This is a genomic window from Patiriisocius sp. Uisw_047 (genome assembly GCF_047730165.1).
Lineage (GTDB): Bacteria > Bacteroidota > Bacteroidia > Flavobacteriales > Flavobacteriaceae > Patiriisocius.
In genome coordinates this window covers 1,231,160-1,251,873 of record NZ_CP159834.1, presented here as the reverse complement: position 1 = coordinate 1,251,873, position 20,714 = coordinate 1,231,160, and the positions used below count along the sequence as shown (strand labels likewise).

17 protein-coding genes and 2 tRNA genes are annotated in these 20,714 nt (G+C 38.4%); 11 read left to right on the top strand and 8 right to left on the bottom strand.

Features of this window, described 5'->3' with window-relative positions:
- Nucleotides 1–56: 56 nt before the first annotated feature.
- The 3 genes from rlmF to ABXT71_RS05535 are packed head-to-tail and all read right to left on the bottom strand — an operon-like array spanning nt 57 to nt 3,298.
- On the bottom strand, nt 57–1,019 hold the full coding sequence (rlmF, locus tag ABXT71_RS05545) for a 23S rRNA (adenine(1618)-N(6))-methyltransferase RlmF (protein WP_415372851.1): 963 nt from the start codon (nt 1,017–1,019) through the stop codon (nt 57–59).
- A 44-nt stretch (nt 1,020–1,063) separates the two neighbouring features.
- Entirely contained in the window at nt 1,064–2,083 is a 1,020-nt protein-coding gene (gene galE, locus ABXT71_RS05540) for a UDP-glucose 4-epimerase GalE (RefSeq protein WP_415372850.1), read from the bottom strand.
- A gap of 57 nt (nt 2,084–2,140) precedes the next feature.
- Nucleotides 2,141–3,298: a DegT/DnrJ/EryC1/StrS family aminotransferase gene (locus ABXT71_RS05535; protein WP_415372849.1), complete on the bottom strand. Its 1,158-nt coding sequence runs from the start codon at nt 3,296–3,298 to the stop codon at nt 2,141–2,143.
- Between the two features lie 174 nt (nt 3,299–3,472).
- On the opposite strand from ABXT71_RS05535, the gene ABXT71_RS05530 reads away from it, so the two are divergent.
- Entirely contained in the window at nt 3,473–4,705 is a 1,233-nt protein-coding gene (locus tag ABXT71_RS05530; protein WP_415372848.1) for a 3-deoxy-D-manno-octulosonic acid transferase, read from the top strand.
- Nucleotides 4,706–4,759: 54 nt separating this feature from the next.
- On the top strand, nt 4,760–4,936 hold the full coding sequence (locus ABXT71_RS05525; protein WP_415372847.1) for a hypothetical protein: 177 nt from the start codon (nt 4,760–4,762) through the stop codon (nt 4,934–4,936).
- A gap of 82 nt (nt 4,937–5,018) precedes the next feature.
- Here the strand turns inward: ABXT71_RS05525 and ABXT71_RS05520 are convergent, their stop codons facing one another.
- Complete coding sequence (locus ABXT71_RS05520) at nt 5,019–5,672, bottom strand: DUF2461 domain-containing protein (protein ID WP_415372846.1); 654 nt, start codon at nt 5,670–5,672, stop codon at nt 5,019–5,021.
- A gap of 177 nt (nt 5,673–5,849) precedes the next feature.
- Between ABXT71_RS05520 and ABXT71_RS05515 the strand changes: the two genes are divergently transcribed.
- Nucleotides 5,850–6,053, top strand: a complete 204-nt coding sequence (locus ABXT71_RS05515; RefSeq protein ID WP_415372845.1) for a hypothetical protein — start codon at nt 5,850–5,852, stop codon at nt 6,051–6,053.
- Nucleotides 6,054–6,143: 90 nt separating this feature from the next.
- On the opposite strand, the gene ABXT71_RS05510 is transcribed toward ABXT71_RS05515, so the two are convergent.
- On the bottom strand, nt 6,144–6,914 hold the full coding sequence (locus tag ABXT71_RS05510) for an XRE family transcriptional regulator (protein WP_415372844.1): 771 nt from the start codon (nt 6,912–6,914) through the stop codon (nt 6,144–6,146).
- Nucleotides 6,915–7,158: 244 nt separating this feature from the next.
- Between ABXT71_RS05510 and ABXT71_RS05505 the strand changes: the two genes are divergently transcribed.
- The 3 genes from ABXT71_RS05505 (at nt 7,159) to ABXT71_RS05495 (ending at nt 8,317) form a co-directional block, all read left to right on the top strand.
- The gene (locus tag ABXT71_RS05505) at nt 7,159–7,464 is read left to right on the top strand and encodes a hypothetical protein (protein ID WP_415372843.1); all 306 of its coding nucleotides are present in this window, start codon (nt 7,159–7,161) and stop codon (nt 7,462–7,464) included.
- A gap of 540 nt (nt 7,465–8,004) precedes the next feature.
- Nucleotides 8,005–8,077: transfer RNA gene (locus tag ABXT71_RS05500), tRNA-Gly, on the top strand.
- Nucleotides 8,078–8,231: 154 nt separating this feature from the next.
- Nucleotides 8,232–8,317 (top strand) — tRNA-Leu (locus tag ABXT71_RS05495).
- A gap of 186 nt (nt 8,318–8,503) precedes the next feature.
- On the opposite strand, the gene mutS is transcribed toward ABXT71_RS05495, so the two are convergent.
- Nucleotides 8,504–11,155: a DNA mismatch repair protein MutS gene (mutS, locus tag ABXT71_RS05490; protein WP_415373070.1), complete on the bottom strand. Its 2,652-nt coding sequence runs from the start codon at nt 11,153–11,155 to the stop codon at nt 8,504–8,506.
- Nucleotides 11,156–11,525: 370 nt separating this feature from the next.
- Between mutS and metK the strand changes: the two genes are divergently transcribed.
- Nucleotides 11,526–12,782, top strand: coding sequence for a methionine adenosyltransferase (gene metK, locus ABXT71_RS05485; protein WP_415372842.1), 1,257 nt, complete (start codon nt 11,526–11,528; stop codon nt 12,780–12,782).
- A gap of 140 nt (nt 12,783–12,922) precedes the next feature.
- Entirely contained in the window at nt 12,923–14,575 is a 1,653-nt protein-coding gene (locus tag ABXT71_RS05480) for an amidase family protein (protein WP_415372841.1), read from the top strand.
- A 1-nt stretch (nt 14,576) separates the two neighbouring features.
- Here ABXT71_RS05480 and ABXT71_RS05475 read toward each other — a convergent pair whose 3' ends face one another.
- Together ABXT71_RS05475 and alaS are read right to left on the bottom strand one after the other, a co-directional pair.
- The gene (locus ABXT71_RS05475; RefSeq protein WP_415372840.1) at nt 14,577–15,512 is read right to left on the bottom strand and encodes a GSCFA domain-containing protein; all 936 of its coding nucleotides are present in this window, start codon (nt 15,510–15,512) and stop codon (nt 14,577–14,579) included.
- A gap of 238 nt (nt 15,513–15,750) precedes the next feature.
- Nucleotides 15,751–18,381 carry an alanine--tRNA ligase gene (gene alaS, locus ABXT71_RS05470; RefSeq protein ID WP_415372839.1) on the bottom strand — a complete coding sequence of 877 codons (2,631 nt, stop codon included), beginning with the start codon at nt 18,379–18,381 and terminating at the stop codon, nt 15,751–15,753.
- A gap of 120 nt (nt 18,382–18,501) precedes the next feature.
- Here alaS and ABXT71_RS05465 point away from each other — a divergent pair, with 120 nt between their 5' ends.
- From ABXT71_RS05465 to ABXT71_RS05455, 3 genes are all read left to right on the top strand, one after another.
- Nucleotides 18,502–19,479 carry a M23 family metallopeptidase gene (locus tag ABXT71_RS05465; RefSeq protein ID WP_415372838.1) on the top strand — a complete coding sequence of 326 codons (978 nt, stop codon included), beginning with the start codon at nt 18,502–18,504 and terminating at the stop codon, nt 19,477–19,479.
- Between the two features lie 194 nt (nt 19,480–19,673).
- A complete protein-coding gene (locus ABXT71_RS05460; RefSeq protein ID WP_415372837.1) occupies nt 19,674–20,003 on the top strand; it encodes a MerR family transcriptional regulator in 330 nt (109 codons plus the stop codon).
- A gap of 12 nt (nt 20,004–20,015) precedes the next feature.
- Nucleotides 20,016–20,636: a LemA family protein gene (locus ABXT71_RS05455; protein WP_415372836.1), complete on the top strand. Its 621-nt coding sequence runs from the start codon at nt 20,016–20,018 to the stop codon at nt 20,634–20,636.
- Nucleotides 20,637–20,714: the final 78 nt, after the last annotated feature.

Genomic DNA, 20,714 nt, shown 5'->3' with positions numbered 1-20,714 from the left:
ATAATCAGCGATGATTTTGCCTAATCTGAAAATTACTAATATCCAGTCTACAACTGTTACGCTTCCTTCTTATTCCATCGCAGTGTCCGCCACACTTGCTGTTCCTCTTTAGCTAAGAACGTCCAAGCAATCATTCTTACAGATTTATTCCCTGTACCCATCTTGATTACTTTTATATCGTAAGCCTCGTGTTTTTTAAGAATCTTTTGAATGGCTCTTACATTAGATTGCTTTGAAACCAAAGTGGTAAACCAAAAGCAATTGGTCGCATAACGTTCACTCTCTCTAATGATATTTTTGATAAACGAAAGTTCGCCACCCAAGCAGACTAACTCTTGATGGATGCCTCCAAAATTTTGTTCTGGAGTTTCTTGTTCTTCACCTGTTAGGTTTTTTACTTTTCGTCTCGTACCAGCAATTGCATCTTCGCTCGACGCGTGAAATGGAGGATTACAAATGGACACATCAATTTTTTCGTCACGCCCAATGATGTTGAAGAATGCATCTTTTGAGTTCTCTTGTAACTTTAATGTTATCTTATCTTTTAAAATTGGGTTTGCAGCGATATGCTTCTCAGCTATATCAAGAGATTCTTGGTTGATATCAGATCCAATAAAATTCCAGCCGTATTCTGCGACTCCTATAATAGGATAAATACAGTTTGCGCCTACCCCAATGTCAAAACAAGTAATAAGGTCTCCTTCAGGGATTCGTCCAAAGTTAGACTCCCCTAGCAAATCTGCCACGTGATGCAGATAGTCTGCTCGTCCAGGAATAGGTGGCGTTAAAAAAGTGTCTGGAAAATCCCAATGTTCTAAACCATAATAATGATGCAGCAATGCCTGATTTAATAATTTCACTGCCTTTGGATTTGAAAATTCTACGGAGTCATCTCCGTATTTATTGGGTTTTACAAATTCGCCTAATGCTGGCTTTACAGCGATCAATGCTTTTAGATCGTATTGCTCCCGGTTTTTGTTACGAGGATGTAGTCTTGCTTTTTGTTCTTGTTTAGGCATTGGATGTTTTTGTAATTAGGTAAAATAAATTAAAATCAAATAGACTATATTCCACGAACTTTCTTCTCCCATTTCCAAGCACTTTCTAAGGCGTCTTCCATAGATTTCTCTGCTTTCCAACCTAGTTCATCATTGGCTTTGTTGGTGTCTGCATATACAGATACCACATCTCCAGGACGGCGATCTACTATTTTGTAATTGAGTTTTTGATTGGTCACTTTTTCAAAGGCATTTACGACTTCTAGTACGCTGCTTCCTCTTCCTGTTCCTATATTAAACACTTCGTAATTCGCTTTGTTCTTTTTGTTGAGCAGCCTTTCTAATGCAACAACATGTGCATTTGCAAGATCTACTACATGTATGTAATCACGTATACAGCTTCCATCTACTGTTGGGTAATCATCCCCAAATACAGAAAGTTCTTTTCTAATTCCTGCTGCTGTTTGTGTGATAAAGGGGACTAAGTTTTGCGGAGTGCCTTTTGGCAACTCCCCTATTTCTGCCGTGTTGTGAGCGCCAATAGGATTAAAATAACGAAGTGCGATGGTGTTTAACGTTTCAGAAACACTACACACATCTATAAGTATCTCTTCTGAAATCTGCTTGGTATTGCCATAAGGCGACGTTGCTTTTTTTACGGGCGCACTCTCTGTAATAGGAAGTGAATCTGGTTCGCCATATACCGTGCAAGAAGAACTAAAAATAAAACTATTAATACTATGTGCATCACATTCCTGTAATAAATAAATTAAGGTATTTAGATTGTTCTCATAATATAGCAATGGATTTTCCACACTCTCTCCCACCGCTTTACTGGCTGCAAAATGAATGATGGCGTCGATATCGCTGTTCTGTTTAAAAAATGAAATCACCGCCGGTTTATCCCTCAACTCTAATTCTTGATACTGAGGTCGAATGCCACTGATAGACTCGATACGGTCTAAAACATCAAAAGAACTATTAGAGAGATTGTCTATCACTAGCACATCATACCCGTTATTTTGTAATTCGACAACGGTATGCGAGCCTATATAACCTAAACCACCTGTAACAAGTATTTTCATAGTGCTGCCCAGCCTAACTGGGTATTTTATTGACCTCTAGCGCGCTTTATTTATTATCTATTTTCCTACAAATTCTAAAATCTTGTCTGTGATAAATTTAATTTGATCATCATCAAGCTCTGTGTGCATAGGTAAAGAAATACATTTTTTTACTAGCTGGTTTGTCACCTTAAAACCTGCTTCATTATATCGCTCGTCCTTATAAGCTTTTTGAGCGTGCAAAGGTATTGGATAATAAACCCCACAAGGAATTTCGTTCTCGTTTAAAAACTGGACCAACCCATCTCTGTCTGTATTTTTAACCACCAATGTATACTGATGAAAAACATGACAATCACAGGTTTCGCAAATAGAATTCCCAACCGCACATACTCCTTTAGGTGTGATTATGTTTTTATTTCCAGATAAGGCCGCGGAGTACTTTAGAGCTGCATTTCTTCTTTTAGTGTTATAAGTATCTAGAAGCGGTAATTTTGTTCTTAGCACGGTCGCTTGTATACTATCTAATCTCGAGTTAACTCCTACTACATCATGATGGTATCTGACATACATTCCGTGATTTACGATCCCTCTAATAGTGTGCGCTAAATCATCATCATTAGTGAAAATAGCACCTCCGTCTCCATAGCATCCTAAGTTTTTAGACGGGAAAAATGAAGTAGACCCTACGTGACCTATTGCTCCAGTTTTAGTTTTAGAACCATCTTTTGATGTATAATTCGCTCCTATGCCCTGCGCATTATCTTCAATGACAAATAAGTTATGCTCCTCAGCAACTTCCATCACAGCATCCATATTTGCAGCGAGTCCAAATAAATGAACAGGGACAATTGCTTTCGTCTTAGGTGTAATTGCCTTTTTTAAGGCATCGATATCAATGTTAAAATTTACAGGGTCTACATCTACTAACACTGGAGTTAATTGCAATAATGCAATCACCTCAACCGTCGCAGCAAAAGTAAAATCTGCCGTAATCACCTCATCTCCTGTCTTTAAACCTAAGCCCATCATCGCTATTTGCAAAGCATCTGTTCCGTTTGCACAAGGAATCACGTGCTTCACTTCAAGGTACGCTTCTAGTTCTGCTTGAAAAGCGTGAACTTCAGGTCCATTAATAAATGCCGTAGACTCAATTACATCAAGCACTGCATTATTTACTTGGTCTTTTATTTGCTCATACTGACCCTTAAGGTCAACCATTTGTATTTTTTTCATAAGCACTTTCCATTAAGATGGACATCTTGTTATTTTTGCTCAAGAGAGCGAATATCTTTTCTTTTAGCTTGGCAAAAATACAAAATACAAACACGAAAGCACCTCCTTGACGTTCTACTTATTAAAATCACATTCTCGGTCGTAACTCAAACACCATTTTTGTATTTTAGCCATATGACCAATGTCTACAACCTTTTAATTTATACTGCAGATCTTCATCTTCAAGTTGCTCAGTTTTTCAGTAAAAAGCTACGGTTATTTGTGCAAGGAAGGAAAAAAACATTTTCCATTATTTCTGAAACTTTAACCTGTGAAGAATGCACTATTTGGTTTCACTGCGCCTCTTTGGGCGAATATGAGCAAGGAGTTCCCGTCATGGAAGCGTTGAAGAAAAAGTATCCAGACTATAAACTGGTTGTTTCGTTTTTCTCTCCTTCTGGTTATGAAGTGAAAAAAAATAACAAATTGGCAGACGTTACGGTTTATCTGCCAATGGACACTAAAAGCAATGCTAGAAAATTTATTAAAGCTATTAATCCGGTTTATGCCTTTTTTGTTAAATATGAAGTATGGCCTAATTATCTTTTTGAACTTGAAAAACAGCAAATCCCCGCTGCTCTAGTTTCTGGGGTTTTTAGAGAAGATCAAGCTTACTTCAAAATATATGGTGGTTTAATGCGCAAGGCACTTAAGACTTTTGACCATCTTTATGTGCAAAATATTGCTTCAGAAATCTTATTGAAATCAATTGACTTCAAAGATATCACCGTAAGCGGCGATACACGGTTTGATCGTGTGAGTCATCAGATTGAGATGAACAATGATTTGTCTTTTATGGAAACATTTAAACAAGACCGGCTCTGCATAGTTTGCGGAAGCACTTGGCCAGAAGATGATGCCATTTTAATTGCGTATATAAATCAATCTCCTATAAACGTAACTTTTGTGATCGCACCCCACAAGATAGACAATAGTAACATTAAGGCGCTCCTTGACAAGATTAAAAAACCAGCCGTTCGTTATTCTCAAATGACAGACGAGTCGCTTGCGCAAGCCGCTTTACTTATTGTAGACACGGTGGGTCTGCTTACCAAAATCTATAGCTATGCAGATATCGCTTACGTAGGTGGAGGGATGGGCACTGATGGACTGCATAATATTTTGGAGCCAGCCACCTTTGGTGTACCCGTTGTGATTGGTAAAAACTTCGACAGGTTTCCCGAAGCAGAGCGACTTCAATCATTGGCTGGATTGTTTTCTGTTTCTAGCTCAGAAGAGTGTACAACGATAATGACTAAACTTGCGGATGATCGGCATTTTCGAAGTAAAACAGGAATGATTTGTGAGCATTGGATTAATAGTAATACTGGAGCGACAAACACTATTGTTTCTAGAATAGTCCTTTGATTAACAATAGCTTACGCGCTCACTTCACAAAGTAGTTAATGTATTATCCCAGCAGTGATTCTTCTATTATCAGCTGCATTTTATACTTCTTGTAGAGAAACTAAGACCAAGACTATTTTAAAAGAAGTTGGCTTAGAGACTAAGGAAACAACAGAAAAATCTAAGGGGGTTTTAGAGCGAGCAGCAACCGAAGTTGCTAAAGAAATTGACAAAATAGGGAATGACGATTAGTCCTGTTTTATGAATTTACAATTTCAACAGTATTCAAATTTGCAACAATAACGGTATAATTGCCCTTAATTAATCTGGACAATTACACCGTTATTGCTTTATTAAGATACCTTCTAAAAGGAACCATTTCTTTATACACTTCGATTACTTTATGGTCAAAATCTGACTTCATTATTTCTTTTCTTGTGACATAATGAGATACGGCAAAAGACTTTCTTCGCAGCAAATCAATATGCCTATGTCTGACGTCATAGCCTCTTGGCGACGTTTTTAACTGGCTTCCTTCTATCATATTTCCGAAGCATTTTTTAAACGAATCTTTATGAAGTATCTCCTTAAATTCATCTCCATTATAATCGATTGCGTCCCTAATGCTCTTCAAAATATTTGGAGATGGATGCCAGTAACCACCTCCCATGTAGCACTCATGAACCCCCATCTCAATATAAAAATCACCTTGTCTAGACACCTGATCTAAGCCAGCGCCAAAATGATCTTTATAAATAGGTTTGTTGGGCTGAAACATTAGATTATTATTTATCCTGTTAATCGCCTTTTTACCGGGCGTATCAAAGTAATCTAAATCTACCGCAGCGAGCTTTATGTTCATCTGCTCTAACCAGGCAATATATCCATCTCTCACCGCGACATATTCCGAGCGGTGTGCATCCATCCAATCTTTATTATTGTTTTTTTGAAGTGTTTCTAAAAAGGAGAATAAATGACTAAAGTTCATTGAGTTAAAGCTATTCTTTTATGATTATGTAGAAAAATATTTAATAAAACCTTATGACTAGCTAAGATAGTTAAAAGCTCATTTTCGTGCTTGAATTTAGCTTATCCAATTCTTTAACAATAACAACAGGCTTTACAATATAAAAAATTAGTTTTAAGTTTAGCGGTGTTGTTTACTTTGAGTTCAGCCTTTGTTTATTATCGAGACACAAAAAATGAGAAAACCATTGAAGTAAATGTAGAAGACGAGATTATTGCGACAGATGATGACGCTATAGAACCTATTGAGAATAAGCTCAAGAAGCTCGCGATAACAGCTCTGAAATTGAGGCAAGCGATGATGGTGTCAAAATCAAAACGGACGACAATAACTAGGCTTTAGGTTTTATCAAGAAAAATGAGCATTACTACTTATGCAGTTTTGCTCATTTTTTTTTGTTTTGTTTTAAACGCAGTTACATTCATTTAGCGGTTATGTATTTAGCTTATTAATTTGTCCTTTAAGTTCTTCCATTGACTGCTGGAGCTCTCTTAGTAATCCACTCTCGTTAGGCTCATCAATACCAAAAGTGAGCTTGCTGTTTACCAACCACATTTCTTGAATATCTAAGACAGACACATCTATAGGAATGTACTCTGGGTTTAAAGATATTAGTCGCACCTTATTAGGGGCGTTGGGTACTTTTTGTAATTTTTTAACAAGTACAGAATCTTTAAGCACTATGATATAAATTTTACTATCGCTTGCTTCACTTACATTGGGCACGGCTCTACCAAGCACCCACTCGTTAGCCTTTATATTAGGCAACATACTATCTCCTTCTACCTGAAAGCCTCTATAGGTAGCGTTTCTATATTGAGGTAATGGAATATTAAACGCAGGTAATGTTTCATACCAATCTACATCTTGAATGTTATGGGGATACCCCGCAGCTGCTTTTTGATTTACTAAAGCAATGGTTTCATTTTGATCCACATCTAATGTCACCACCTTAGGGCTCACATCGCCACCATCTATATTAACAATCTTCGTGTAGCTTTTTCCGAAAAGCCATAGCGGGTTAATATCAAACTGTCGCAAAAGCTCTGTTACCAGGATCCCAGATATTTTAGTTTTTCCTCGTTCGATATCTGCGGTGGTTGCACCTATACCTAACAACTGAGCGAAGGACTGCTGCGTGTGCTTTTGTTCTTCACGAACTTTTTTAAAACGACGCGCTTCAATTGAAAGATTATTTTCCATTCCCAAATATAATGTATTTAGGACATATTCCAAATTTTTACTAGGCAAATTTCCTTTTTATCGGATATATTCCAAAGAAGTTCTGATGATAGTTTGGTTTTTGACTTAAAAAGCTATTAACGCTGCTAATTAGATATATTTTCTTATTTTACGATATTAATATTGGCTTAACGCCATTGCTCAGTACAAAAAATGGCTTAGTTTTGATAAATAAATAAATAAACACTAACTTAAATTTAACATTATGAAAAAAGTACTTACAACTTTTGCCGCCTTAGCATTAATCGTATCTGTATCTTCTTGTAGAGAAACTACAGAAGAAAAAGTAGAAGATGCAGTGGAAAGCGCAGTAGAGGAAGCAGACAGCAATATGGACGCAGCAGTAGACGCAATGGAGAATGCAGCTAATGAAGCTGGTGATGCCGTTGAAGACGCAGCTAACGAAGCTGGTGACGCCGTTGAAGAAGCAGCTAACGAAGCTGGTGATGCAATGGAGAAAGCAGGAGAAGAGATGAAAGAAGAGATGGATGGAACTGATGGTTTAAACTAATCACTCTTTACAATAAATAAAAATGCCCTTGAAAACTCAAGGGCATTTTTTGTTTCTAGGTGTTTGTAATTAAGGTTCGTGTAAACGCGCTTATTTATTAAACATTTTTTTTAGTATTCCTTTGTTTTTTCCTGTTGTAAATTCTAAAACGCATTGCAAATAGGTCAAAAAGAAATCAATGATGTCTATTAAGAATCATTTAATTAAATACTTTTTAAGACGCGCAGTAAATTCGACGAATAGAAATGTGGGGATAAGTAGTAGTGAATCATAGCTGGCGAACAATAAATAAGGCTAAACTGCACCTCCGCTATATTATAATTTACAGGAGCACAAATAGACTCACAATGTCATTAGTGTAATTGATTCTAATTTAAATATTAATCGATTTTAACTATGTAATTTTAGCTAATTAAAGCATCAGATTAATTTTTATTTTTTTTTGATATATTACTTTGAAGTAATACAATTTATATTAAATTTGCCATCCGTTTTAAATCATGAATTTACCTTAAAGACTTTCATCATTTAGATAAAATTGCGAAAATAGCTCAGCTGGTAGAGCGCCACCTTGCCAAGGTGGAGGTCGCGGGTTCGAATCCCGTTTTTCGCTCAAAAGTATGATCTTATATAGGTTGTAATTTTATTTGTAAAGTGTAAGGATTGCTTACTTATTTTAAGTTCGACTTTACTATATTTGCAAAGTAGATAATACCAATACTGGAGTGAAAATCCCAAAGTAGGGATAACAAAAAACACTTCAACACGCTCGAGTGGTGGAATTGGTAGACACGCTGGACTTAAAATCCAGTGGGCAGTAATGTCCGTACGGGTTCAAGTCCCGTCTCGAGTACAGATGAGTAAAAAGCCAGGTCGATAGACTTGGCTTTTTGCATTTAAAAAGCACGATGCTCGTATCTAATTCTTATTAGGAACAAAAAATCAATGCCATAGTTTTTAATCAGCAACCTGACAGGAACCCCTTGTTCTCTTTCTTCTTTTATATTTTCGCCTTCGTCTTCAACTTTAATTCCACCCCTTACTTCTTCAACTTCACATTAGCGCGCTTCACCAGCATCCGTTTCATTTCGTTTAATTTCATCAAGGCTTCTACAGGGGTTAAAGTATCAATATCAATACCTGATATCTCATCTCGCAACTCTTCAAGTAAAGGATCATCCAGTTTAAAAAAGCTGAGTTGCATTTCTTCTTCACTTATTTGTTTCATTTTATCAGTGAGCTCCTCAGAAGAATGGCTTTTCTCTAGACGTTTTAAAATTTTATTGGCGCGATTTAAAACAGCTTGCGGCATTCCTGCCATCTTTGCTACGTGTATCCCAAAAGAATGATGTGAACCCCCCGGAACCAATTTCCGAAGAAACAATACATCATCTTTTAATTCTTTTACAGAAACGTTATAGTTTTTAATACGATCAAACGTCTCTGTCATCTCGTTAATCTCGTGATAATGCGTGGCAAATAACACCTTCGCATGACTTGGATGTTCGTGTAAATATTCGCTAATCGCCCAGGCAATAGAAATCCCATCATAGGTGCTAGTCCCGCGGCCTATTTCATCCAGTAGCACAAGACTCCGTTCACTTATGTTATTAAGGATACTCGCTGTCTCGTTCATCTCTACCATAAAAGTAGACTCTCCCATACTTATATTATCGCTTGCACCCACTCGCGTAAAGATCTTATCTACGACGCCCATTCTCACCTCGCCCGCGGGAACAAAACTTCCCATTTGAGCGAGCAGTACAATCAAGGCTGTCTGTCTTAAAATAGCACTCTTCCCACTCATGTTAGGTCCAGTAATCATTATAATCTGTTGGTTATCTCTATCTAAGAACACATCATTGCTAATGAAAGGAGCGTCTGGCGGTAATTGTTTTTCAATCACAGGATGACGGCCGTCTTTAATATCAAGGTCTGTTGTCTCGTCAAATAAGGGTCTTGTGTAGTTTGCTTCATTAGCTTGAGTCGCAAAAGAACACAGGCAATCCATCTCTGCAATAAGAGTCGCGTTTTGCTGTACAGGAGCGATGTATTGTATCATCCATTGCCCGAGTTTCGCAAAAATCTCCTGTTCTAAAGCACCTATTTTTTCTTCGGCGCCTAAAATTTTTGATTCATACACTTTTAATTCTTCGGTAATGTACCGCTCTGCATTTACCAAAGTTTGCTTTCTAATCCACTCCTCTGGTACTTTGTCCTTATGCGTATTGCGCACCTCTATATAATAGCCATACACATTATTGCTCGCTATTTTTAAAGATGTGATTCCCGTTCGCTCGGTTTCTCTGGCAAGCATACTATTTAAATACTCCTTCCCTCCTGTTGCAATTGCGCGTAACTCATCTAGTTCTTCGTGAAAACCAGAAGCGATTGCATTTCCCTTCAGGATATTAACAGGTGCTTCTTCGTTTATTGTTTCTTTTATTTTATTTCGGAGCACCTCACATTCCTGCAATTGTTCTCCAAGAATTCTTAGCGATTCGTTTTTGCTTGCTTCGGAAATATGCTTCACTGGAATTACAGCTTCTAAAGAATTTTTTAGCTGTATAACCTCCCGAGGGCTTATCTTACCTGTAGCTACTTTAGATATTAAGCGCTCTAAATCTCCTATGCGTTTGATATTTGTTTTAATCTTATCTAAGACCGATGGTTCATCTAATAGGTAGCTCACCACTTCTTGCCTTCTTGTAATAGCTTCCAGATTTTTTAGTGGCAATGCCATCCAACGTTTTAACATACGACCGCCCATTGGCGAAATCGTTTTATCAATCACGTCTAATAAGGTCACCGCATTCTGTTGATTGCTGTGATACAGCTCAAGATTTCTAATGGTAAACCGGTCCATCCACACATACTCATCTTCGGCGATTCTGGACACCTTCGTGATATGCTGCAACTTATTATGCTGCGTTTCGCCTAGATAATGTAAAGCTGCACCACTGGCAATAACGCCTTGTTCTAGATGATCAATCCCAAAACCCTTTAAGTTATTGGTGTCAAATTGTTTATTTAAAGCTTCATCTGCATAATCTTTTTGAAATACCCAGTCTTCTAAATGAAAGACATGAAAATTATCACCAAAGGTTTCAGAAAACAATTTCCGGTTCTGCTTACTAAAAAGTACTTCACTCGGGTTAAAGTTTTGAAGCAACTTATCAATATACTCGGCGCTCCCTTCAGAAGTTAAAAACTCGCCGGTCGAGATGTCTAAGAAACTAACACCTATCTTGCTTCCCTTCTGAGATGCCTTGCCTGCAGCAGCACCAAAGTGCACGGCGGCAAGAAAGTTATTAGATTTAGATTGCAGTATGTCATCATTTAGGGCAACTCCTGGAGTAATCAACTCTGTCACACCACGCTTTACAATGTTCTTGGTTAATTTTGGGTCTTCCAACTGGTCACAAATAGCAACGCGACAACCCGCCATCACAAGCTTAGGTAAATAAGTATTTAAAGAATGATGCGGAAAACCTGCAAGCTCCACTTGATCTCCTCCATTGTTTCTTGCGGTAAGCGTGATATTTAAAATACCGGCGGCCTTTACAGCATCTTCCCCAAATGTCTCGTAAAAATCTCCCACTCTAAAAAGCAACAAGGCATCAGGATACTTCACCTTGATGGCGTTGTATTGTTTCATTAAGGGGGTGACTTTCTTTACCATTTTCTTCATATAAATAAGCAGATAAATGTACATAATGACCTTAGAATAGCAAGCCGAAAATACCACGACTTATCGTAACTTTTCCACAATGATATTTCAGAAACAATTAAAACGAGACTTTATGACTTCCCTAAGAAATAGTCCTACACAACTTTATCAAGAATAAGAATAACAGTACCTTTGTCCCACAGAACGTAGAGGGAAGATTTGACTGCTTGCAACCTCTTCTAAAAGGTTACCTTTTAGAAATCTAAACATCCTATTTGGGAAACTCCAAATCAAGTTTAGAAAAATGCTAAGAAGAACTATTACTTCATTGTAATTTTATCTGACGTATCCCGTCAAATCTATCCACAACATTAAAAATAATACATAGCATATGGCGTATTTATTTACTTCAGAGAGTGTTTCTGAAGGACATCCAGATAAAGTTGCAGACCAAATAAGTGATGCATTAATTGATAATTTTCTTGCCTTTGACCCACAGTCTAAGGTAGCGTGCGAAACACTAGTAACCACAGGACAAGTAGTACTTGCTGGCGAAGTAAAATCTAATGTTTATTTAGATGTTCAGGCCATTGCGCGTGATGTCATTAACAGGATAGGCTACACAAAAAGTGCCTACCAGTTTGATGGAAATTCTTGTGGCGTATTAAGTGCTATCCACGAACAAAGTGATGACATAAACCGTGGTGTAGATCGAGATAGTAAAGAACAGCAAGGTGCAGGCGATCAAGGAATGATGTTTGGCTATGCCACTCGTGAGACTGATAATTACATGCCTTTAGCGCTAGATTTATCACACCACCTATTACAAGAACTTGCGGTATTACGTCGCGAAAACAAAGAGATAGACTATTTACGACCAGACAGTAAGAGTCAAGTGACTATAGAATATAGCGATGACAACAAGCCTGTACGTATAGATTCTATTGTAATCTCTACACAGCACGATGACTTTGACGCAGATGATACACGGATGCTTGCAAAAATAAAAAGCGACCTCATCAACATCCTTATCCCTCGTGTAAAAGCACAACGAAAACCAGAAATACAAGCATTATTTAATGACGAAATAAAATACCACATCAACCCAACAGGGAAGTTTGTGATTGGGGGACCACACGGTGACACAGGACTTACAGGACGTAAGATTATTGTAGACACCTATGGTGGTAAAGGAGCCCACGGTGGTGGTGCTTTTTCTGGAAAAGACCCAAGTAAAGTAGATCGTTCTGCAGCCTATGCAACTAGACACATTGCAAAAAACATGGTGGCAGCTGGTGTTTGTGACGAAATTTTAATACAGGTAAGTTACGCCATTGGTGTAGTCGAACCAATGGGTATTTTTGTGGACACCTACAGGACTAGTAAGGTACATATGACAGATGGCGAAATTGCTAAAAAAGTAAGCGCCATTTTTGATATGCGTCCAGCAGCTATAGAGGAGCGTCTTAAACTACGCCAGCCTATGTACTTAGAGACTGCTGCCTATGGCCATATGGGTAGAAAAAACGAAACGGTAACCAAAACATTTACCATCCCTAACGCAGCCCCAAAAACAATGGAAGTAGAGCTGTTTACTTGGGAAAAGTTAGATTATGTGGAGAAGGTGAAAGCAGCTTTTGGCTTGTAAGATTTTCTTGACTCATTCCCTAAGTAATAAGTAGCATTACTGCGGAAATATTAAATTTGTAAGACCACTCTTTTTTTAACAATTGGGTGGTCTTTTTTGTTGGATTGAATGTTTTATATTTACTAAAATATTAATCCAACATGCGCGCGCTACTCCTCACCCTTTCTATAGTTTCCATAATCTCCTGCAAGGCTCAAACAGAAAAACCTAAGGAAGACCATAATGACTCCCACCACAATAACGGTGGCTGGGTAATCACTGAGAATGAAATGCTGCATCAAAACCGCAGCCACGAGAGTGGACGTATGCAGTTTAAACTAGTGAACTCTAAATACCAAAATGAAGAATATGTTTTTGATGACGTCTTAAAAGATATTGCACGATTGAGTGATGCACGCTATGCAGCCCTAAAGCCATTGATATTGGAGCAAGACATTGCAAGGCTGCAAGAACACGTAAGCAGTGGCAAAATGAGCTATGAAGAACTCACCTTATTCTATCTTAAGCGAATGTTTATTTATGAGACGAATCCTTCAACTTCGCTGCACAGTATTATCTCCATAAATCCAAATGTGGTTGCACAAGCACGCGAAAAAGATCAAACAAAACACCTTAAAAGAAACGAAATCTTTGGGATGCCTATTCTCTTAAAAGACAACATAGACACCAAAGAAATGAAAACCACGGCTGGCGCATTTGTATTGAAAGACAATCAGCCAGCAGAAAATGCAACTATCGTAAATAACATTATCGCTAATGGTGGGCTTATTATAGGGAAAGCCAACCTCAGCGAATGGGCTTATTACTTTTGTAACGGCTGTCCTTTAGGCTACAGCGCCATAGGAGGGCAAACCTTAAATCCTTTTGGGCGTGGCCAGTTTGAAACAGGAGGAAGCAGCGCAGGAAGTGGTGTTGCCGCTTCAGTAAATTATGCGGTGGCTGCTGTGGGTTCTGAAACCTCCGGGTCAATCATTTCGCCTTCAAGTCAGAATAGCGTGGTGGGATTAAAACCAACAACGGGTGCATTGAGTGGCGATGGGATTGTCCCTATTTCGCATACGCTAGACACTGCGGGTCCTATGGCAAAAAGCGTTGCAGATGCAGAAATCTTATTTTGGGCTATGAAATATGGTCAAGGAGGCGAAGCCATAGGCAGGCATTCAGAACCGAAGTCTGCTTTACCCAAAGATATTCGTCTTGGAGTTTTTAAAAACTTATTAGACGACGCAGAGTATAGCGCAGCCATTGATAAGCTAAAAGCAGAAGGCGTTCAGGTTATCGAAATAAACCCATCACAACTACCATTGCCAGGGTTTCTTACATTATTAAATATTGAAATGCGAGACGACCTTCCTAAATATCTAGCAAATCGTGCGTCTCAGAATATTTCAGAAAAAAGTTTGCTCGGTGTGATGACAACCAATCGTATAGATAGCGTGCAACGCATGCCGTATGGCCAAGGTATATTTGATGCTATAATGGCAGATAATACTACTGAAGAAGACTTCATTAATCTACGTGAAACTTTACTTAAAAATGGGAATGCCTATTTTGAAGCTCCGATGAAAAAACACAAGCTAGACGCTATTGCCACTATAAATAATTATCATTCTAGTTACGCTGCAGTTGGTCTGCGACCTTGTCTTGCCATCCCTATGGGGCTTCAAGATAACGGCGAGCCAAAAGCGTTCACGCTTATCACAGATTCTAATACAGAGCAGCGTTTATTGCAACTTGGGAAAACCATAGAGAGCATTTTAAAAGGTCGTGTTGCACCCCTAAACTTTAGGTAAACTATTCAATAAAAGCCCAAGGAAGCTCCTTCTTCACTTCGGAAATTTTCTGCTGTAGGTTTTTCAAGAATTTTTGATGCCCATCACCATCTTCATTAAAAGGACGATGCGCTAGTCCCTGTCTTATAGCAGCTATCTTTTTTTGAAGTGGTCGAGTTTCCGAAGCAATCCAAATGTCGTTAAATCGCTCCCATATGTAGTCAATTGCTACTTGGTTTGGGTGCAGCATATCTGGCGCGTAAAACCGGTAATCTCTTAGTTCGTCCATCATTATTTCAAAAGATGGAAAGTAGTGTGATTTGAGATTGTGTACTGCAGTCAATACGTGCGCTTTGCTTCTTGAGTTTTCTACGACGCCATCTTTTATGTGACGAACAGGAGAGACTGTGTATATTAACGTAGCACTTTCTCTGTGCTCCGTTAAAAGCGATTGTAATTTTTGTAGACTTGCTTCTATTTCCGAAACAGATAATAACCTTTTCTCAAACACTATTTGCGGAACTTTATGGCAATTAGCAACGACGCTTTTTGTCTCTTTTAATTCATATACCCAAGCGGTACCTAAAGTGATTATCACGTGTGACGCAGACAGTAAAGAGTCTTTTAACAGAAGTAACTGTTCATTTAATAAGGCCACATATGCCACGGCATCTAGTTGTGACAACTCGCTATGTACCTCATAACATTGCCAGCGCTCGTTGTGATAGAAGATGTCTTTTTCTGTGAAAGTTTCATTTTTTAGCGCCCGCTCCATAAGTAGAACAATAGAAACTGGATTAAAAACAATCCCAAACGGGTTTGAAAGGCTCTGAAACTGAAAATACGCTAGCTTTTCTGCTATATTTTGTGAAAAACAACTGCCCAACAAAAGCACATTAGATGCGTAGTCTATTTTTGGGTTTTGTGCTGGAATGTTTAGTGTCGTTTGAAGCTTCATCTCACGAAGGCGCAGAAGCGCAGAGTCTATAAGTTAATAAATATTCGTTTTACTCCTGTTTTTAAAAGAAGACCTCATAACAAACAGGATCCAATATGGCACGATCTTAAAACAACAATCTGCAAAAATTATAACAAGTTCATTCTCCCCGTTATCCAAGTAGTTATCCTTACACCTTGTTTTTATTAGCACCTTCACTCCTTTACGAGAAAACCCCCGTAAAGCAAAAGGCACTATTTTATTGCAAGTAGTTCATAACGGCTTCAAGCGCCTTCTCAATTCCATCAGGATTCTTACCTCCCGCAGTCGCAAAGAAAGGCTGTCCTCCACCACCACCTTGAATGTGCTTACCTAATTCTCTAACAATAGTTCCCGCATTTAGATTCTTTTCTTTTGCCAACTCTTTATCAATATAGCAGGTTAAAAGCGCCTTCCCATCTGCCTTGCTTCCAAAAAGAATAAATAGCTTATCTATCTCTCCACCTAACTCAAATGCCAAGTCTTTTAAACCGCCAGCATCTAAGTCTAACTCCTTAGCCAAGAAATTAACTCCATTTACTTGGGTCACTTCACCTTTAAGATCGCCTTTTATATTCTTAGCCTTATCTTTTAATAATTGCTCGATTTGCTTTCTAAGTTCGTTGTTTTCGGCCTGTATCTTCTCGATAGCTTCATCTGGTTTTTTAGCATTGTTTAATAATGATTTTACTTTACCAAACGCTTTTGCATTTTCTGTAAAATGATCTTTTACCGCATCATTAGTAATCGCCTCAATACGTCTTATTCCAGAAGCTACCGCACCTTCACTTTTTATCTTAAAATGCCAGATATCTGCTGTATTGTTTACGTGTGTTCCTCCGCACAATTCAATTGATTGCCCAAAACGAACGGTACGCACAGCATCGCCATATTTCTCACCAAACAATGCCATCGCACCATCAGCGATTGCCTCTTCCATAGGCACGGCTCTATTTTCTTGAAAGGCTAATCTACCTGCGATTCTTGCATTCACAAAATCTTCTACCTCTTGCAACTCTTCTGCGGTGACTTTAGAGAAATGTGAAAAATCAAAACGTAAATATTTACTGTGTACAGCACTTCCCTTTTGCTCTACGTGTGTTCCTAAAATTTCGCGCAATCCTTGGTGCAACAAGTGCGTGGCAGAGTGATTACATTCAGTTCTAAAACGTTGCTTTTCATCTACAACTGCTTTAAAGAGTCCAGATACATCTTTTGGTAAATTCTTTGCAAAATGAATAATGACGTTGTTCTCTTTCTTGGTGTCTAGAATATAAATTACATCTCCATTTGGTGACTCCACATATCCCTTGTCCCCTACTTGGCCTCCACCTTCTGGATAGAAGGGTGTCAGGCTAAACACCAATTGAAACATTTCGCCGTCTTTCTTAGAAGTTACTTTGCGGTAACGCGTTAACTTCACATTAGCAGACAGACTATCGTAACCCACGAACTCTTCTACAGCATCATCTAATAAGATGATCCAGTCCTCGCTTTTAGATTCGCTAGCTTCTTTTCCTCTTGCTTTTTGTTCTGCTAGTTTTTGTTCAAATTCTTTGTGGTTATAGGTCAACCCTTTTTCACGCAGAATAAGGTCTGTTAAATCTTCTGGAAAGCCATAGGTGTCTTTTAATTCAAAAACTTTCGCCCCAGCTATTTCCGAACTAGCACTTTGCCCTTCTATCATTCTATCAAGTAATACTAATCCTTGATCTAGTGTGCGCAAGAAAGACGACTCTTCTTCTTTAATCACGTTTTCAATGAGCTGTTTTTGCTCTTTAATCTCTGGAAAAGCATCGCCCATTTTTGAAGCTAACACATTAACTAACCTGTAAATGAAAGGTTCTTTTTTATCCAAGAACGTAAACCCATAACGAACCGCGCGACGCAGAATACGACGAATTACATAACCAGCACCGTTGTTACTTGGCAACTGCCCGTCTGCTATAGAAAACGCCACGGCTCTCACGTGATCACTAATCACTCTAATAGCGATATCTACTTTTTCTCCTGAAGCTCCGGCTTTACCATACTCGGTGTTCGTAATAGTCTCGATCTCTCTTATAATAGGCATGAAGACGTCTGTGTCATAATTAGATTTTACATCCTGGAGCACCATACAAAGGCGTTCAAAGCCCATTCCTGTATCAATGTGTTTATTAGGCAATCCTTCTAGCGAGCCATTTGCCTTCCGGTTGTATTGCATAAAAACCAAGTTCCAAATCTCCACTACTTGCGGGTGATCCATATTGATTAAGCTTTTACCTTCAACAGCTGCCTTTTCTTCTGGTGTGCGAATATCCACATGAATTTCGCTACAAGGGCCACAAGGACCTTGGTCGCCCATTTCCCAGAAATTATCGTCTTTGTTTCCTTTTAAGATACGGTCTTCAGCGATGTATTTTTTCCAAATATCATAAGCCTCGGTATCCATCTTTAATTTATCTGCATCATCGCTTCCTTCAAACACAGTTACGTATAAAATGTCTTTGTCTATTTTCAACACTTCGGTAAGTAGCTCCCACGCCCAAGCGATTGCTTCTTCTTTAAAGTAATCACCAAAACTCCAGTTCCCCAGCATCTCAAATAAGGTATGATGATAGGTATCGTAGCCTACTTCTTCAAGATCGTTATGTTTTCCTGAAACACGTAGACATTTTTGTGTGTCTGTTAAGCGCGTGTTCTTGGGCTGAGCGTTTCCGAGGAAAAACTCTTTAAAAGGCGCCATACCGCTGTTTACGAACATTAATGTAGGGTCATCTTTTAATACCATAGGCGCAGATTGCACAATGGTATGTTTTTTTGATTCAAAAAATTCTAAAAACGCAGCGCGTATTTCGTTGGCTTTCATGGGCTATATTTTCTTCTGAAATGTGTTAATATTGCTACTTGTAAAACAATTTCTATATTTGTGATGCGTTGTAAAATGCAGCACCCTATTAATCAAGCAAAAATAAGTTTTTTATAACAGATGTCGAAGGTTAAATATTACTATGATAGCGAGACGCTCTCTTACCGCAAGATAGAGCGTAAAAAGGGAAGACGATTGGGCTTTATCACCTTGTTTTTATTAGCTTCATTCTTTTTTGCTGCATTCTTTTTTATTGCAATTATTAACATACCGAGCATAGAAACACCTAAAGAGAAACGGATGGCTCGCGAACTTAACAATGCAGAATTACAGCTCCAGATATTGAATAAAGATTTAGACGAGTTGATGATCATTCAAGACGAAGTAGCAGAACGAGATAATAATATCTACCGGATCTATTTTGAAGCAACACCTATCCCAGAAGAGCAGCGTAAAGCAGGTTTTGGTGGCGTAAATCGATATAATAACCTGGAAGGGTATGATAACTCTACGTCAATTATTGACGCACATAAAAAGCTAGATATCCTTACAAAACAGATTGTAGTACAGTCTAAATCACTCGACGAAATCGCTCAATTAGCCGAAGCTAAAGAAGCATTACTGCAAGCGATACCAGCCATACAACCTGTGACTAATGAAGACCTTACCCGTATGGCATCTGGTTTTGGATATCGGACAGACCCCTTTACAAAAGCACGCAAAAAACACTGGGGAATGGACTTTACAGCACCTCGTGGGACGCCTATTTACGCAAGTGGTGATGGCAAAGTAACTCGTGCGGACAACAATGCCTCAGGGTACGGAAACCACATACGTATTGACCACGGTTTTGGATATGAAAGTCTCTACGCTCACCTGTATAAGTATAAGGTGAGAAGGGGTCAAAGAGTGCAGCGCGGTGACCTAATAGGTTTTGTTGGCAGCACTGGCCGCAGTGAAGCACCTCACCTACACTATGAGGTTTTTAAAGATGGAGAGCGCATTAACCCTATCAATTTTTACTACGGAAATTTAAGCCCAGATGAATTTGCACTTTTGTTGGAAGCATCAAAAAAAGAAAACCAGTCTTTAGATTAGTCTTCGATAAATTTTAAAAAAATAAACGAAACCTCTCTTTTACCTTTATGTTCTAGCTTTTTAAGCTTCAATAATCTAAGACTAGTTTCATATGTAACTGAAACATTTTATCTTTATGCTCGACTAATGATTGCAAGGTTCCAGAATTGAAATTTTGAACCTTGACTACTAAACCTTAAACCTTGAACTCTTAAATGCACGTAGATCTCCCAGAAAAATTGTATTACAGTATCGGCGAAGTCGCTTCGGCTTTTGACGTGAATACCTCTTTGATACGTTTTTGGGAAAAAGAATTTGATGTACTCCAGCCAAAAAAGAATGCAAAAGGCAATCGGAAATTTACACCTGTAGATATAAAAAATCTGGAGCTTATCTTTCATTTGGTCAAAGAACGCGGTTTTACCCTTGAAGGTGCAAAGACGCATCTTAAAGAAAACAAACAAAAGACGCTGGACAATTTTGATATTATTCGTAAATTAGAGTCAGTAAAAGCAGAGCTTTTAAAAATAAAAAACCAACTTTAAAATTATTACATTATGAAAAAAGGTGCTTTAGGCTGTGGGATTGCAGCAATCGTAGTAATTGCAATTGTAATCATCGTAGGCTTTATGGTTGGCCCAGGTTTTTACAACAAAGCCATCGATTTAAAAGAAGATGCTACCGCACAATGGGCAAATGTCGAGAGCTCATATCAACGTCGTGCAGACCTCATCCCAAACATTGTGAAGACAGCACAAGGCTATGCAGATTTTGAACGCGAGACCTTTGTTAAAGTAATTGAGGCTAGAAGTAAAGCAACCTCTATTACGATAGACCCTTCAAACATTACTCCTGCCCAACTGGAACAATTCCAGCAAGCACAGCAGGGGTTAACCTCCGCATTGTCGCGGTTACTAGCTGTTTTTGAACGCTATCCAGATTTAAAAGCAAATGAAAACTTTAAAGAACTTATCAATGAGCTCGAGCGCACAGAAAACCGCATCAATGTAGAACGAAATCGTTTTAATGAAGCGGTGAAACCTTTTAACAAGCACCTAAAATCTTTCCCGAATAACATCATCAATAATTTTATAGGAAATTATGAAGATATGGGTTACTTTGAAGCGGATCAAGGAACAGAAAATGCGCCAGATGTAGAGTTTGATTTTGGAAACTAAGTTGACTAAGAGATGAGGTTATTTCTTTTTTTACTTAATTAACTCAATATCCTAATTGCTTTCTAATCACTTCATAGA